We start from the raw sequence: 14,273 nt of genomic DNA, 5'->3' as shown, positions 1-14,273 counted from the left end.
TTCCGATCTGTCCCGGCCTGCAACCGGCCCCTGGGCCACCACCCCTTCCACATGGTGGGCCAGAAGTACATCGACGCCGTGCGGCTCGCGGGTTGCCTGCCCGTCGTCGTGCCAGCCGCGCATCCCGACGAACTGGCCGACTGGCTGGACCTGGCCGATGGGGTGCTGCTGACCGGCTCGCCGTCGAACGTCCACCCGAGCCACTTCGACGAGGCCGTGCACGACCCGAGCCTCCCGCTCGACCCCCTGCGCGACCTGTGGACGCTGCCGCTCATCCGCATGGCCATCGAGCGGGGCCTGCCCTTGCTGGCCATCTGCCGCGGCTTTCAGGAAACCAATGTGGCCCTGGGCGGCACGCTGCACCAGGCTGTTCACGAACAAGCTGGCCTGGCCGACCACCGCGCGCCGGCGGAAGACCAGCCTGTCGAAACACAGTACGGACTGGCTCACCCCGTGAGCCTGGTTCCGGGCGGCGTGCTGGCCTCCTTGCTGCCGCAAGGCGAAGTGCAGGTCAACAGCCTGCACGGCCAGGGCATCGCGCGCCTCGCACCAGGGCTGCGCATAGAGGCCACCGCACCGGACGGCCTCATCGAGGCGTTCTCGGTGCCGAGCAGCCCGGGCTTCAGCCTGTGCGTGCAATGGCACCCCGAGTGGCAGGCTGCCACCAACCCCGTCTCCATGGCGATCCTCCAGGCCTTCGGTGCGGCCTGCCGGTCGTGGCGCGACCTGCACCGCCCACCGGGCCGCTGACGCCACCCGGCTCGCGCCTTCCGTTCTGGAGGGCGCTCCATTCCCCGACAACGAACTGACGCCCATGGGCCGCGGAAGCGCCCATGCCCGGCCACGCCTGTGTCCGCCCGAGTGCGGCCCGGACGAGGTCGTCCATCCGATCCCTGTATGAACGCGCAAACCGCCATTTCCTCCTTCCCTGAACTTGAACAATGGTTCATCGACCAGCGTGTGACCGAAGTCGAATGCCTGGTTCCCGACCTGACCGGCGTGGCCCGCGGCAAGATCCTGCCGCGCGACCGCTTCACCGAAGACCGGGGCATGCGCCTGCCGGAAATCGTCGTGGCCACCAGCGTCACCGGCGAGCAGCCTGAAGCCGGCCCGTACTACGAGGTCATCAGCGCCACCGACCACGACATGCACCTGCGGCCCGACCCCACCACGGCCCGCATCGTCCCTTGGGCGACCGACCCCACCGCCCAGGTCATCCACGACTGCTACGACCGCCACGGGCGGTTGGTCCCCTTTGCCCCCCGCTCGGTGCTCAAGCGCGTGTGCGAACTGTTCGATGCCAAGGGCTGGAATCCGGTTGTCGCACCTGAACTGGAGTTCTACCTGGTCGAGCGCAACCTCGATCCCGACCTGCCGCTGAAGCCGCCCAAAGGCCGCAGCGGCCGGGCAGAGACCTCGCGCCAGGCCTACTCCATCGACGCGGTCAACGAGTTCGACCCGCTGTTCGAGGACATCTACGCCTACTGCGAGGCGATGCAGCTCAACGTCGACACGCTCATCCACGAGATCGGCGCCGGTCAGATGGAGATCAACTTCTTCCACGACCACCCCCTGCAGCTGGCAGACGAGGTGTTCTTCTTCAAGCGCACCGTGCGCGAGGCCGCCCTGCGCCACGACATGTACGCGACCTTCATGGCCAAGCCGATCGCGGGCGAACCGGGCAGCGCCATGCACGTTCACCAGAGCATTGTCGACAAGCTCACCGGGCGCAACCTCTTCAGCAACCCCGATGGCACAGCGTCTGACGCCTTCCGCTGGTACATCGGCGGCCTGCAGCGCTACATCCCCTCGGCCATGGCGCTGCTTGCCCCCTATGTCAACAGCTACCGCCGCCTGGTGCGCGCCACAGCAGCGCCCATCAACATCCAGTGGGGCACGGACAACCGCACCGTGGGCTTCCGCTCCCCGGTGGCCACACCGGCTGCACGCCGCATCGAGAACCGCGTGATCGGCGCCGATGCCAACCCCTACGTGGCCCTGGCCGCGACGCTTGCCTGCGGCTACCTGGGCATCGTCAAGCAGATCGAGCCGAGCCCGGAATGCAAGGGCGACGCCTACCTTGGCGACTACGGCCTGCCACGCAGCCTGGGTGAAGCCATCGCCCTCCTGCGCGACGAGAGCGACCTGGCGGAGGTGCTGGGCCGCGAGTTCGTCACCGTCTACACCGAGGTCAAGGAAGCCGAACACGCCGAGTTCATGAAAGTGATCTCGCCGTGGGAGCGCGAACACCTGCTGCTGCACGTCTGATCCGTCTTGAGAAGGAACCACCCCATGTCCCGCCTCCGATCCCTGCGCTCGATCCCCTCCACGATCGCTATGACTGCGCTCGCCCTCTTCTGTGCCGGCAGTGCCCACGCCGACGAAGAGAAGGTGCTCAACATCTACAACTGGTCGAACTACATCGCACCGGACACGATTGCCAATTTCGAGAAGGAAACGGGCATCAAGGTCCGTTACGACGTCTTCGACAACAACGAAATCGTGCACGCCAAACTGGTCGCCGGCAAGACAGGCTACGACGTCGTCGTGCCCTCGTCGTACTGGGCCAAGCTGCAGGCCGATGGTGGGCTGCTGCAGAAGATCGACAAGAGCAAGATCCCGAACTGGAAGAACATCGACCCGGCCATCCTGGGCCAGCTTGGCAAGCTTGATGCCGGCAACCAGTACATGGTGAACTGGCTGTGGGGTTACACCACGGTCGGCATCAACGTGGACAAGGTGAAGGCTGCGCTCGGCAGCACGCCCATGCCCGACAACGCGTGGGACCTGATCTTCAAGCCCGAGTACATCAGCAAGCTCAAGGGCTGCGGCGTGTCCTTCGTGGACTCGGCCACCGAAGTCATTCCCGCCGCACTGCACTACCTGGGCAAGCCGGCCTACAGCAAGAGCGTGGCCGACTACCAGGCCCTCACCCCACTGCTGAAGTCGATCCGGCCGTATGTGACGCTGTTCAGTTCGAGCGGGTACATCAACGACCTCGCCAACGGGCAGATCTGCGTGGCCTTCGGCTACTCGGGCGACATCAACATCGCCAAGAACCGCGCCATCGAGAGCAAGACCGGCCAGAACGTGCAGACGCTGATCCCCCGAACCGGCGGCGTCATCTTCATGGATGCCATGGTGATCCCCGCAGATGCGCCGCACCCGGAGAACGCCCACAAGTGGATCAACTACATCCTGCGCCCCGAGGTGCATGCGGGCCTGAGCAACAAGGTGTTCTACGCCAACCCGAACCTGGCGTCGCGCAAGTTCATCAAGCCCGAGGTGGCGAACGACCCGGCGGTGTTCCCGCCGGAAGCGGACATGAAGCGCATGGCGCAGCCGGACGCGATCAACAACGACATCCGTCGCCAGATGACGCGCATCTACACCTCCTTCAAGACGGGGCTCTGAGATGAACGCTGCACGCAACCACGCGGCCGGTGGTGCACCGGCCTTCCTCCAGATCCAGAACGTCGTCAAGGACTTCGGCGGTGGCGCCGTGGCAGTCAACCATGTGAGTCTCGACATCGGGCGTGGCGAGATTTTCGCGCTGCTGGGCTCCAGCGGCTGTGGCAAGACCACGCTGCTGCGCATGCTGGCGGGTTTCGAGACGCCGACTTCAGGCCGCATCCTGCTCAATGGCCAGGACATCGTGGGCCTGCCGCCGTACCAGCGGCCCATCAACATGATGTTCCAGAGCTACGCGCTCTTCCCGCACCTGAGCGTGTGGGACAACATCGCCTTCGGCCTGCGGCGCGATGGCCTGCCCAAGGACCAGATCGCCGAGCGGGTGGACGCCATGCTGCGTCTGGTTCAACTGGCGAAATTCGCCCGGCGCAAGCCGCACCAGCTCTCGGGCGGGCAGCAGCAGCGCGTGGCGTTGGCCCGCAGCCTGGCCAAGAAGCCGCAGTTGCTGCTTCTGGACGAGCCGCTGGGCGCGCTCGACAAGAAGCTGCGCGAAGAGACCCAGATCGAACTGGTCAACATCCTGGGTGAAGTCGGCGTGACGTGCGTGATGGTGACGCATGACCAGGAAGAGGCCATGACCATGGCCAGCCGCATCGCCGTCATGAGCGAGGGCCGCATCCTGCAGGTCGGCGCGCCCCACGAGATCTACGAGACACCCGCCACCCGCTTTGTGGCGGACTTCATCGGCAACGTCAACCTGATGGACGGCACGCTGGTACAGGATGCACCGGATCATGTGGTGATCCAGTGCGACGACTGTCAACACCTGGTAGGCCACGGCATCACCGGCACCGAGGGCATGCCCGTGTCGGTGGCCGTGCGCCCCGAGAAGATCCGTCTGGTGCGCCAGCAACCCGAGAGCCTGTACAACCGGGTCAACGCCGTCGTGCGCGACCTGGCCTACTTCGGCAGCTACACGGTCTACCACCTCCAGCTTAAAAGCGGCGCGACGATGAAGGTATCGATGGCCAACACCGCGCGCCACAGCGACGAGGCGCTGGAGGCCGGCGATGCCGTCTGGGCGCAGTGGGACAGCACGGCGCAGGTCGTGCTCACGCAGTGAGGAGACGGCCATGAGCTTCACCCTCGAACCCGGTCGCCGTGTGGTCATCGGCATTCCCTATGCGTGGCTGCTGGTCTGCTTCCTGCTGCCCTTCCTGATCGTGATGAAGATCAGCGTGTCCGAGATGGACATCGTGGCCTTCAAGGACCTGCTCACCTGGTCCGATGGTGTGCTGAAGCTGCAGGTCAAGCTGAGCAACTACCTGTTCATCACGCAGGACGACCTGTACTTCAAGACCTACCTCAACAGCCTGAAGTACGCCGCCGTCACGACCGCACTGTGTTTGCTGATCGGCTACCCCTTTGCCTACTTCATGGCGCGTGCCAGCAAGTCCACCCAGCCTGGCCTGGTGATGCTCGTCATGCTGCCGTTCTGGACGAGCTTCCTGCTGCGGGTGTATGCGTGGAAGGGGCTGCTGAGCGAAGGCGGCTGGGTGGCCCAGGCCCTGCAGGCATCGGGCATCGAACCTCTGCTGGCGCAGGTCGGGCTCATCCCGGCACCCGGGCAGCTCATGAACACGCCGTTCTCGCTCGTGATCGGCATGGTCTACACCTACCTGCCCTTCATGGTGCTGCCGCTGTACGCCAACCTGTCGAAGATGGACCTGCGCCTGCTGGAAGCCGCGTCGGACCTGGGTGCCACGCCGTGGGTGGCGTTCTGGCGGGTGACGGTGCCGCTGTCGCGCCCCGGCATCCTGGCCGGCGCCATGCTCGTGTTCATCCCGTGCGTGGGCGAGTTCGTGATCCCCGAACTGCTGGGTGGCCCCTCCACGCTGATGATCGGCCGCGTGCTGTGGGACGAGTTCTTCGCCAACAACGACTGGCCCATGGCGTCGAGTGTGGCCGTCGTGATGATCCTGCTGATCATCGTGCCGCTGGCGCTCTTCAACAAGGCGCAGGCCGACAACCAGGAGCGCGCACGATGAGCCGCATTCCGAGCACCCCGTTCACGCCGACCTTCAACCGAGGGCTGGGCCGCGCCTGGCTGGCGGGCGGCTATCTCTTCCTCTACCTGCCGATCGTGGCGCTGATCCTGTATTCGTTCAGCGCATCCGACCTGCCAAACACCTGGAGCGGCTTCACGTTCAAATGGTATGCGGCGCTGGCACAGGATCAGGAGCTGCTCGACGGTCTGGGTCTGTCGCTCAAGATCGCGCTGGCCACCGCATGCGGGTCGGTCATCCTCGGCATGCTGGCCGCCTTCACGCTGGTCAAGTACCCACGTTTCAAAGGCCGCACGCTGTTTTCCGGCATGGTCAATGCGCCCCTGGTGATGCCCGAGGTCATCGTCGGACTGTCGCTGCTGCTGATGCTGGTGTCCATGCAGCGCTGGCTCGGTTTCCCGGAGCGCGGCGCCGTCACGATCTGGCTGGGCCACCTGCTGCTAGGCCTGGCCTACGCGACCGTGGTGCTGCAGGCGCGCCTGAAAGAGATCAACCCGCAGCTTGAAGAGGCGGCGATGGACCTCGGCGCCCGCCCGGCGCAGGTCTTCTTTCTGGTGACGCTGCCCAGCATGGCGCCTTCGCTGCTGTCGGCTTGGCTGCTGACCTTCACCGTGTCGCTCGACGACGTGGTGCTGTCGGCCTTCCTGTCCGGGCCGGGCTCCACCACGCTGCCTCTGGCGATCTTCTCCCGGGCGCGCCTGGGGCTCAGTCCAAGCATCAACGCCGTCGCGACCGTGATCATCACCGTGGTCGCCGTGGGGGTGCTTGTGGCGAGCTACGTCGTCGCGCGCCGTGAACGCCGCCTGGCCGCCGAGATGGCCGCCGCACAACGCCCCTGAATTCCAGAAGGACCCCACCATGAAACGACACCTCCCACTCGCCACCCTGAGCCTGGCGCTCGCCGCCATCTACCCCGCCACGGTGTGCGCGGCGGGCGCCAACGATGCCCTCCTCAAGGAACTGCAGGAGCTCAAGGCGCGCATGGCCGAGCTCGAAAAGCGGCTCGACAGCCAGCCTGCTGCCCCGGCCGCGCCATCGGGCATGACGCCGGAGCAGCTTCAGGACTTCAACCGCATCGCCGTGAAGACCGAAGCGATGGAAGACTCCCGTGATGCGCTGGGCTTCAAGGGCCTGAAGATCAGCGGCTACATGGATCCGACATGGATCTACAACCAGCGCCAGCACCGCGCCGGCTTCCAGTTCCTCAACGCCGTGGACAACGGTGGCTACTTCTACGACACCTCCTACATCGGCACGGCGGTCATCGACTTCACCAAAGAGACCGACTCCGGTGCGCGCTGGCGCCTGACCTTGTCGCCGCAGCGCGGCACGCAGGCGGTGGCAGAGGGCTCGAACTCGCCCGTGCACGAGGCCTCGGTCTCCGTGCCCCTGACCGACCTGCAGACCCGCTTCATCGCCGGCCACCTGCCCGACTGGTCGGGCTACGAATACCTGCAGCCGACGCTCAACAAGCTCATCACCCACAACCTGCTGTTCGACACCACGCTGCCGGCCGCCTACACCGGCGCTGGCATGGAGTTGACACGGGACAAGTGGATCATCAAGGCCCTGGTGGGCAACATGAACGCGAGCAAGCGCCAGTCCGGCGAGAAGACCCCGGTCGTGGCCTACCGCGTGGACTACGCCAAGGGAGAGTTCCAGGGGTTTGGCTTTGCGGGCGTGCATGGCAAGGCTCCCAACGCCAGTCAGAACCTGCTGGACGGGGACGGCAACCCCATTGCCCAGCGAGATTCTCGCGTCGACCTGTTCGAGATCGACAGCTACTTCATCCGGGGCGACCTGACGGCACAAGCGCAGTTCAGCGTCGGCCGGCAGCGCAAGGCCTCCATCAGCCCGGACCCCTTGACGGGAGAACGGCGCGATGCGCACTGGACCGGTCTGTCGGCGCTGATGGCCTACAAGTTCGAGCCCTGGCTGGAAGGCATCGCCCGACTGGACCACATCTGGAACCGCAAGAACGGCGGCGGCCTCCTGACCTACACCGCTGCGGACGACCGAAATGGCATCGGGCCTGCCGCAGGCGGCGATCCCAACCGGGGCGTGGACCGCTCGGCCCTCACGCTGGGCCTTGGCTACAACTTCAATCTGAACACCGTGTTCAAGGCGGAGTACCGCATCGACCGGGCCAGCGGCGCCGTGTTCCGCGACACGCGCGACGGCGGGTTCAAGAAGACCAACCAGCTGCTGGCCACGTCGGTCGTGGTGAGCTTCTGAAGGGAGGCCCCATGACCAGCACCGCATGGCACGATCGTGCCGCCGGCCTGACCTTCGATGGCCGCAGCGTGATCGATGGGCAACGCTGCGCCACCCTGAGCGGCCAGACATTTGCCAAGTGCTCCCCCGTCCACGGCCGACTGCTGGGTCCGGTAGCCCGGGGGCAGCCCGAAGACATCGACCGGGCCGTTCGCTCCGCCCGGGCGGCGTTTGCCGATGGCCGCTGGTCGCGGCAAGCCCCCGCGGCTCGAAAGGCCGTGCTGCAACGCTGGGCTGAGCTCATCACCGCGCACCGCGATGAGCTGGCACTGCTGGAGACCCTGGACATGGGCAAGCCCATCCAGTTCAGCCGCACGGTGGACGTGCCGGCCACCGCCTGCTGCATTGCCTGGTATGGCGAAGCGATCGACAAGCTGTACGACGAGGTTGCGCCCACCGGCGCACACGCCCTGGCCCTCATCACCCGCGAACCGATGGGCGTGATCGGCGCCATCGTGCCCTGGAACTACCCGATGATCATGGCGGCCTGGAAGCTCGGCCCGGCGCTGGCATCGGGCAACAGCGTCGTGCTGAAGCCCTCGGAGAAGTCCCCCTACACGGCACTTCGGCTGGCCGAACTGGCACTCCAAGCCGGTCTGCCGCAAGGCGTGCTCAATGTTGTGCCCGGTTTCGGTCACGAAGCTGGCGAGGCCCTGGCGCGGCACGCAGAGGTCGATGCCATCGGCTTCACGGGCTCGACCCGGGTCGGAAGGCGGATGCTCAACTACGCCGCGGAGTCCAACCTCAAGCGCGTTTACAACGAGCTGGGCGGCAAATCGGCATTCATCGTCTTCGATGACGTCAAAGACCTCGAGAAGGCCGCCCGGACAGCGGCGGCGTGCGTGTTCTTCAACCAGGGCGAGTCTTGCAACGCGCCGACCCGGGTGCTGGTGCATGAGAGCCTGATGGACGACGCGCTCGCCTGCATGCAGCAGGAGGCCGGAGGCTGGCAGGCCGGCGACCCGCTGGACGAACGCACCCGACTGGGCGCCATGGTGGATGAAGGGCAACTGCATACCGTGCTGCGCTATGTCGACCAGGGGCTCGGCGAGGGCGCCACGCTCGCCCACGGCGGCCGCCAGACACGTGCCGACACCGGGGGCCATTACGTCGAGCCCACCATCCTGAGCAACGCCCACAACGGCATGAAGGTGGCACGCGAAGAGATCTTCGGGCCGGTCCTGACGCTCATCCCCTTCCGCACCGAAGCCGAGGCCATTGCCCTGGCCAACGACAGCCCCTATGGTCTGCAGGCCAGCATCTGGAGCGGCCAGATCGACCGCGTCCACCGCGTGGCGCGGGCGTTGCAGGCCGGCACCGTGCACGTCAACCAGTATGACGAAGACGACATCACCGTGCCTTTCGGCGGGGTGAAGCAGTCCGGCAACGGACGTGACAAGTCCCTGCACGCCTTCGACAAATACACCGAACTGAAAACCACCTGGTTGCGGATCGAAGCATGACTTGCGCCATGACATCACCGCATGCCACTCTACGCAACGAGGAAACCGACATGTCGACCCAAGCCACATCCTTCACCGCCTCGCGTGCCGCCCCGGCCGGCCTCGGTCAGCCAGGATCGACGACGCACGCGCCCTCCTACTACGCTGCCACCGGCCTGTCACAGCCCGATCGCCCTGTGCTCCAGGGAACGACACAAGCCGACGTCTGCATCATCGGGGCCGGCTACACCGGCCTGTCATCGGCCCTGCACCTGGCCGAGCAAGGCTACAAGGTCGTGGTGCTCGAAGCGGCCCGCGTGGGCTGGGGTGCATCCGGCCGCAATGGCGGGCAGCTGGTGCACAGCTACTCGCGCGACATCGACGTGATCGAGGCCCGCTACGGCAAGGCAGCGGCAGACGCGCTCGGCAGCATGGCCTTCGAAGGAGCCAGGATCATCAAGGAGCGCATCGCGCGATACCAGATCGATTGCCACTTCCGGCCTGGCGGCATGTTCACGGCGCTGAGCGACAAGCAGGTGCGCCAGCTTGAGCACCACAAGGCACTGTGGGAGCGGTACGGACACACCGAGCTGGACATGCTCGACGCCCGCGCCACCGAGCAGGCCGTCGGCACGCGGCGCTACAAGGCGGCGCTGCTGGATCACAGCACCGGGCACGTCCACCCGCTGCGCCTGGCACAGGGCGAAGCCGCGGCCTTCGAGTCGCTCGGTGGCGTCATCCATGAGTTGTCGGCCGTCACCCGGATCGAACGGGGTGAGTGCGCCACGGTGCACACCGCCCACGGCCGGGTCCAGGCCCGGTTCGTGATCGTGGCCTGCAATGCCTACATCGGTGACCTCGAGCCCCAGCTGGCGGCGCGGTCGATGCCGTGCGGCACGCAGGTGATCGCCACGGAGCCGCTGGGTGATCGCTTCAAGGAGATCCTGCCCACCGAGTACTGCGTGGAAGACTGCAACTTCCTGCTCGACTACTTCCGACTGTCGGCCGACCGGCGTCTGGTGTATGGCGGCGGCGTGATCTACGGCGCGCGCGACCCCGCCCACATCGAGTCCATCATCCGCCCCAAGATGCTCAAGACCTTCCCGCAACTGAAGGACGTGCGCGTGGACTATGGCTGGACCGGCAACTTCCTGCTGACGCTGACGCGCCTGCCGGAAGTCGGCCGGCTTGCGCCCAACATCTACTACTCGCAAGGGTGCTCCGGCCACGGCGTCACGTTCACCCACCTCATCGGCCGGGTGCTCAGCGAGGTGATCCGGGGCCAGGCCGAACGCTTCGACGCCTTCGCCAGCCTGCCGCATTACCCCTTCCCCGGCGGGCGGCTTTTCCGGGTGCCGTTCACGGCACTCGGTGCGGCTTACTACGATCTGCGAGACAAGCTCGGCATCTGAGCCTGCCCGCAGCAAGAAGGCCCTTCAGCGCGTGGCGCGGCGGGCCATCTGCCCAGCCAGATACGTCCACACAAAGGTGGCCGCGGCACTGGCAGTCAGCTCGGCGTGGTCGTAGGCGGGGGCCACCTCCACACAGTCCATGCCGACAAAGTTGAGATCGTGCAGCTCTTCCAGCAGCGTCAGTACCTGTGCCGAGGTCATGCCACCGGGCTCCGGTGTGCCGGTTCCCGGCGCAAAAGCGGGGTCGAGGCAATCGATGTCGAGGCTCAGGTACACCGGCGGATGACCGTGGGCGGCCAGGCGCTCCCGGATGGCTTGCAGCACGCCTTGAAGTTGCGCCGGGCTTTCCATGCCGCGCAGATCACGTGCCGTGAAAATCTGGCCACCTCGTGCCTTCACGTACTCGCGGGCGGCACGCTCGCCCGAGGAGCGGATGCCGATCTGCGTGAAGCACGGGTCCACGACCAGCCCCTCCTGCATCGCTTCGTACACCCAGGTTCCGTGCCCGCTGGGCTCGCCGAAGTGATCCTGCCAGGTGTCGCAATGGGCATCGAAGTGGATCACCGCCAGGGGGCGGCCCAGGTGGGCCCGCAGCGCGCGCAGCACCGGCAGGGTGATGGAATGGTCTCCGCCCAGCCAGACCATGTGCTGCCGCGCCAGCATGGCGGGCAGAACCTCGCTGAACGCCGCGCGCATCGCGTCCAGGCCCGTGTTGGGCAGCGCCAAGTCGCCGTGGTCGTCGAGCTGACCAACAGGCGTCGTGTCGAACAAAGGGTGCAGGCCGTCGCACAGCATGTGGCTGGCCTCGCGGATGGCGCGCGGCCCGAAGCGGGCACCCGGTCTGTTCGTGGTCGAGCCGTCCCAGGTGACACCCGCCACACCAAAGGGAAGCGGCTGATCCTCAGACGGACGCGTCTTGAACAGCGTGGAGTCGGACAGGTAAGCGAACTGGGTCATGGTGGGCCGGTGCAAGTGGAGGCGCCAGCCTAATGAGCCCCGGCCACACCACGCAATGGCCGGCACTGCAAGTTCACTTGATCGGTTCTGCACGCAAGCCGGCGCGCTTCATGCACACTGCCCCGATCCCATCTGCATCACCGCTGTCTCCGGATGCCCACCACACCAGCCCGCACCGCGCCTGTGCATGTGACCCGCGATCAGCACGGCCTCGACCCGCGGCTGGTTCACACCTTTCTCGCGGTGGTGCGCGCCGGCGGGCTATCGGCCGCGACGCTCGAGTTGCAGACGGACCTTTCCACGGTCAGCCGCCAGTTCAAGGAGCTCGAGACCCGCATCGGCAAGCGCCTGGCTTCACGCGGTCGAGCGGGCTTCAGGCTGACGCCGGAGGGAGACCGGTTTCTTGGCATGGCGCAGCGGTGGATGGATGCACATGCGCGCTTTCAGACCGAACTTGACGCCCTTGGCGCCGCGCCGCCGCCCACGCTGCGCCTGGGCATCGTCGACGCGCTGCTGACGGCCTTGCCCGGACATGCCTCGCACCTGGCCCGCGCCATCCGCCAGTGCTGCGAAGCAACCCAAGGCATGGCGTTTTCGCTGTCGACCCTTCGGCCGGTCGAGATCGAGCGGCGCATTCTGTCGGGCGAACTCGACGCCGGCATCGTGGCCGCCCACACGCCGCCGGCAGGGCTCGAACAGCACACGCTCTACACCGAGCCGAACAGCCTGTTCATCGGGCCCGGTCACCCGTGGTACGACAGGGCAGACCAGGCGCGCAGTGACGCCGAACTGTCCAGCCTGGCGTGCGTGGTCGATCCTTACGCCGGCGACCTCCCCCTGCCCGGGCTGGGCACCATGCTGTTGACCGGCCCCACCCGGGCTGACAGCATCGAGGGCGTGGCGCTGCTGGTGTGCAGCGGTCGTTTCGCCGGCTTTCTTCCTGACCACCTCGTCGCATCGACGGCATCGCTGTCGGCGCTGCGTCGCGTGTGGCCGGCCCGCCTGAGCCACACGCAGGACATCGTGCTCACCTGCCGCAAGGGTAAGGGCAGCCAGCCGGTGAGGCAGTTGCTGCGGGCATTGGCGCAGCGGGCCTGAGTCCACTTCAACCCCGCTGGGCGGCCCGCTGCAGCATGCGCGCGTGCTCTCGCTCGATCGCGCTGGCCAGCGTGTGCACCGCCGGGCGGATGCGCGCTTCCGGCACCGCGGCAAAGCCCAGGTTGAGCCCCGGTTGCCGGCGCGACTGGTCGATGTAGTACATCGACAGCGGCCGGCACACCACGCCTTCGGCCAGCGATTGCGCCACCACCATGGTGTCGTCCACCGGCTGGTTGAAGCGATAGACGATCTGCAGTCCGGCATGGCCATCGGAGGGCGAGACCAGGTCGCCCAGGCAGGCCTTCATCTCGTCGAGCAGCACCGCGCGGCGCTCGCTGTAGACGCCGCGCATGCGCTTGATGTGGCCGGTGAAGTGGCCTTCTTCGATGAACTCGGCCAGCGCGGCCTGCTCGGCCAGGCGCCCGCCGCGGTACAGCTCGGCATTGCCGATCACGAAGGCATCGACCAGGTCTTCCGGCACCACCAGGTAGGCCAGGCGGATGCCCGGGAACATCACCTTGCTCAGCGTGCCCAGGTAGATCACGCGCTGGCGGTTGGCCAGCCCGAACAACGAGGCCAGCGGCCGCCCCGAATAGTGCAGCTCGTTGTCGTAGTCGTCCTCGATGATCCACGAGCCGGCCTCGTCGGCCCGCTCCAGCAGCGCCAGGCGGCGGTCCAGCGACAGCATCGTGCCCGTCGGGTACTGACTGGAAGGCGACACGAAGATGAGCCGCGGCGGCCGGCCCCAGTCCTCGGCCGTCGGCGCGATGCCCTTGTCGTCGAGCGGAATGGGCTGAACCTGCAGGCCCGCCGCACTCAGCACATTGCGCGCGCCCCAGTAGCCGGGGTCCTCGATCCAGGCCCGGTCGCCGTGGTCGGCCAGCATCCGCGCGCACAGGTCGATGGCCTGGTGCGAGCCGTTGATGATGATGATCTGCTTGGGATCGACCGGCATCATGCGCGTGACGCGCAGGTAGCTCGCCAGCGTCTTGCGCAAGGGGCCATAGCCCGCATACGCGTACTGCAGCAGGTGCGACTGGTCCTGGTCGATGTACTTGGCCACCAGCTTGCGCCACACCGCAAACGGGAACAGCTCCACATCCGGCACGCCCGGCGTGAACGCGCCGCGCTGCGCGATCGAACTGCCCGCGTGCGCCGCAATGGCGCCGCCCCGCCGCGACAGCCCTTCGCGCCGCGCGCCCAGCAGCCGCTTGGGTGCCTCGGCCTTCGGTCCCCGCGCCACCGCGTCCGAGACATAGCTGCCATCGCCCACGCGGCCCTCGATGTAGCCCTCGACCGTGAGCTGTTCGTAAACGCGCACGATGGTGTTGCGGCCCACGTCCATGTCCTCGGCCAGCGTGCGGGTGGGCGGAAGCTTGGTGCCCGGCGGCAGCCGGCCTTCGAGGATGGCGCCGCGCAACGCCATGTAGACCTTGATGCGCAGCTTCACGTTCTCGGGCTGGCGATCGAGATGCTGCATCAGCAGCTCCGAGATCAGGCGTGGTTCCATGGCTTGGTGTTCGCGGACGGCACAGGCAAGAGGGCTATCCCTATATTGGTTCCCTTCAATCCGCGGAAATTGGTTCTACTTTAAACCAATGACACTTCTATGA

General features: G+C 66.6%; 12 protein-coding genes. 10 read left to right on the top strand and 2 right to left on the bottom strand.

All coding sequences use genetic code 11. The annotated features are described in order from the left end of the window. From Q0Z44_RS10715 to Q0Z44_RS10675, 9 genes are all read left to right on the top strand, one after another. Positions 1-750 (top strand): gamma-glutamyl-gamma-aminobutyrate hydrolase family protein (locus Q0Z44_RS10715; RefSeq protein WP_298012478.1); only part of this gene is annotated, 750 nt, incomplete at its 5' end. 147 nt (positions 751-897) lie between these two features. Further along, positions 898-2,268 (top strand): glutamine synthetase family protein, encoded by a 1,371-nt coding sequence (locus tag Q0Z44_RS10710; RefSeq protein ID WP_298012476.1) that lies wholly within the window; start codon positions 898-900, stop codon positions 2,266-2,268. A gap of 69 nt (positions 2,269-2,337) precedes the next feature. Further along, positions 2,338-3,414, top strand: coding sequence for a polyamine ABC transporter substrate-binding protein (locus Q0Z44_RS10705; RefSeq protein ID WP_298012484.1), 1,077 nt, complete (start codon positions 2,338-2,340; stop codon positions 3,412-3,414). Between the two features lies 1 nt (position 3,415). Further along, positions 3,416-4,534, top strand: a complete 1,119-nt coding sequence (potA, locus tag Q0Z44_RS10700; protein ID WP_294639324.1) for a polyamine ABC transporter ATP-binding protein — start codon at positions 3,416-3,418, stop codon at positions 4,532-4,534. A gap of 10 nt (positions 4,535-4,544) precedes the next feature. Next, positions 4,545-5,459: an ABC transporter permease subunit gene (locus Q0Z44_RS10695; protein ID WP_298012473.1), complete on the top strand. Its 915-nt coding sequence runs from the start codon at positions 4,545-4,547 to the stop codon at positions 5,457-5,459. Beyond that, entirely contained in the window at positions 5,456-6,316 is an 861-nt protein-coding gene (locus Q0Z44_RS10690; RefSeq protein WP_294639322.1) for an ABC transporter permease subunit, read from the top strand. The genes Q0Z44_RS10695 and Q0Z44_RS10690 overlap by 4 nt, the downstream gene beginning before the upstream one ends. A 19-nt stretch (positions 6,317-6,335) precedes the next feature. Beyond that, positions 6,336-7,712, top strand: a complete 1,377-nt coding sequence (locus tag Q0Z44_RS10685) for a DUF3138 family protein (RefSeq protein WP_298012471.1) — start codon at positions 6,336-6,338, stop codon at positions 7,710-7,712. A gap of 11 nt (positions 7,713-7,723) precedes the next feature. Continuing rightward, positions 7,724-9,214 (top strand): aldehyde dehydrogenase, encoded by a 1,491-nt coding sequence (locus Q0Z44_RS10680; RefSeq protein WP_298012468.1) that lies wholly within the window; start codon positions 7,724-7,726, stop codon positions 9,212-9,214. Between the two features lie 50 nt (positions 9,215-9,264). After that, entirely contained in the window at positions 9,265-10,605 is a 1,341-nt protein-coding gene (locus tag Q0Z44_RS10675) for an FAD-dependent oxidoreductase (RefSeq protein ID WP_298012466.1), read from the top strand. 24 nt (positions 10,606-10,629) lie between these two features. Here the strand turns inward: Q0Z44_RS10675 and speB are convergent, their stop codons facing one another. Then, entirely contained in the window at positions 10,630-11,562 is a 933-nt protein-coding gene (gene speB / locus Q0Z44_RS10670) for an agmatinase (RefSeq protein ID WP_298012465.1), read from the bottom strand. 153 nt (positions 11,563-11,715) lie between these two features. Here speB and Q0Z44_RS10665 point away from each other — a divergent pair, with 153 nt between their 5' ends. Beyond that, complete coding sequence (locus Q0Z44_RS10665; RefSeq protein ID WP_298012463.1) at positions 11,716-12,660, top strand: LysR family transcriptional regulator; 945 nt, start codon at positions 11,716-11,718, stop codon at positions 12,658-12,660. 7 nt (positions 12,661-12,667) lie between these two features. Here Q0Z44_RS10665 and Q0Z44_RS10660 read toward each other — a convergent pair whose 3' ends face one another. Then, complete coding sequence (locus tag Q0Z44_RS10660; protein ID WP_298012461.1) at positions 12,668-14,170, bottom strand: PLP-dependent aminotransferase family protein; 1,503 nt, start codon at positions 14,168-14,170, stop codon at positions 12,668-12,670. Positions 14,171-14,273 lie beyond the last annotated feature (103 nt).

The organism is uncultured Aquabacterium sp. (assembly GCF_947366995.1).
GTDB lineage: Bacteria > Pseudomonadota > Gammaproteobacteria > Burkholderiales > Burkholderiaceae_C > Aquabacterium.
Note: the sequence above shows the minus strand (reverse complement) of the source record. Positions and strands in the feature narration are given on the sequence as shown.

Coding starts and splice junctions, on each gene's coding strand:
- Q0Z44_RS10710 (WP_298012476.1), top strand. CDS start 898: ATGAACGCGCAAACCGCCATTTCCTCCTTCCCTGAACTTGAACAATGG.
- Q0Z44_RS10705 (WP_298012484.1), top strand. CDS start 2,338: ATGACTGCGCTCGCCCTCTTCTGTGCCGGCAGTGCCCACGCCGACGAA.
- potA (WP_294639324.1), top strand. CDS start 3,416: ATGAACGCTGCACGCAACCACGCGGCCGGTGGTGCACCGGCCTTCCTC.
- Q0Z44_RS10695 (WP_298012473.1), top strand. CDS start 4,545: ATGAGCTTCACCCTCGAACCCGGTCGCCGTGTGGTCATCGGCATTCCC.
- Q0Z44_RS10690 (WP_294639322.1), top strand. CDS start 5,456: ATGAGCCGCATTCCGAGCACCCCGTTCACGCCGACCTTCAACCGAGGG.
- Q0Z44_RS10685 (WP_298012471.1), top strand. CDS start 6,336: ATGAAACGACACCTCCCACTCGCCACCCTGAGCCTGGCGCTCGCCGCC.
- Q0Z44_RS10680 (WP_298012468.1), top strand. CDS start 7,724: ATGACCAGCACCGCATGGCACGATCGTGCCGCCGGCCTGACCTTCGAT.
- Q0Z44_RS10675 (WP_298012466.1), top strand. CDS start 9,265: ATGTCGACCCAAGCCACATCCTTCACCGCCTCGCGTGCCGCCCCGGCC.
- speB (WP_298012465.1), bottom strand. CDS start 11,562: ATGACCCAGTTCGCTTACCTGTCCGACTCCACGCTGTTCAAGACGCGT.
- Q0Z44_RS10665 (WP_298012463.1), top strand. CDS start 11,716: ATGCCCACCACACCAGCCCGCACCGCGCCTGTGCATGTGACCCGCGAT.
- Q0Z44_RS10660 (WP_298012461.1), bottom strand. CDS start 14,170: ATGGAACCACGCCTGATCTCGGAGCTGCTGATGCAGCATCTCGATCGC.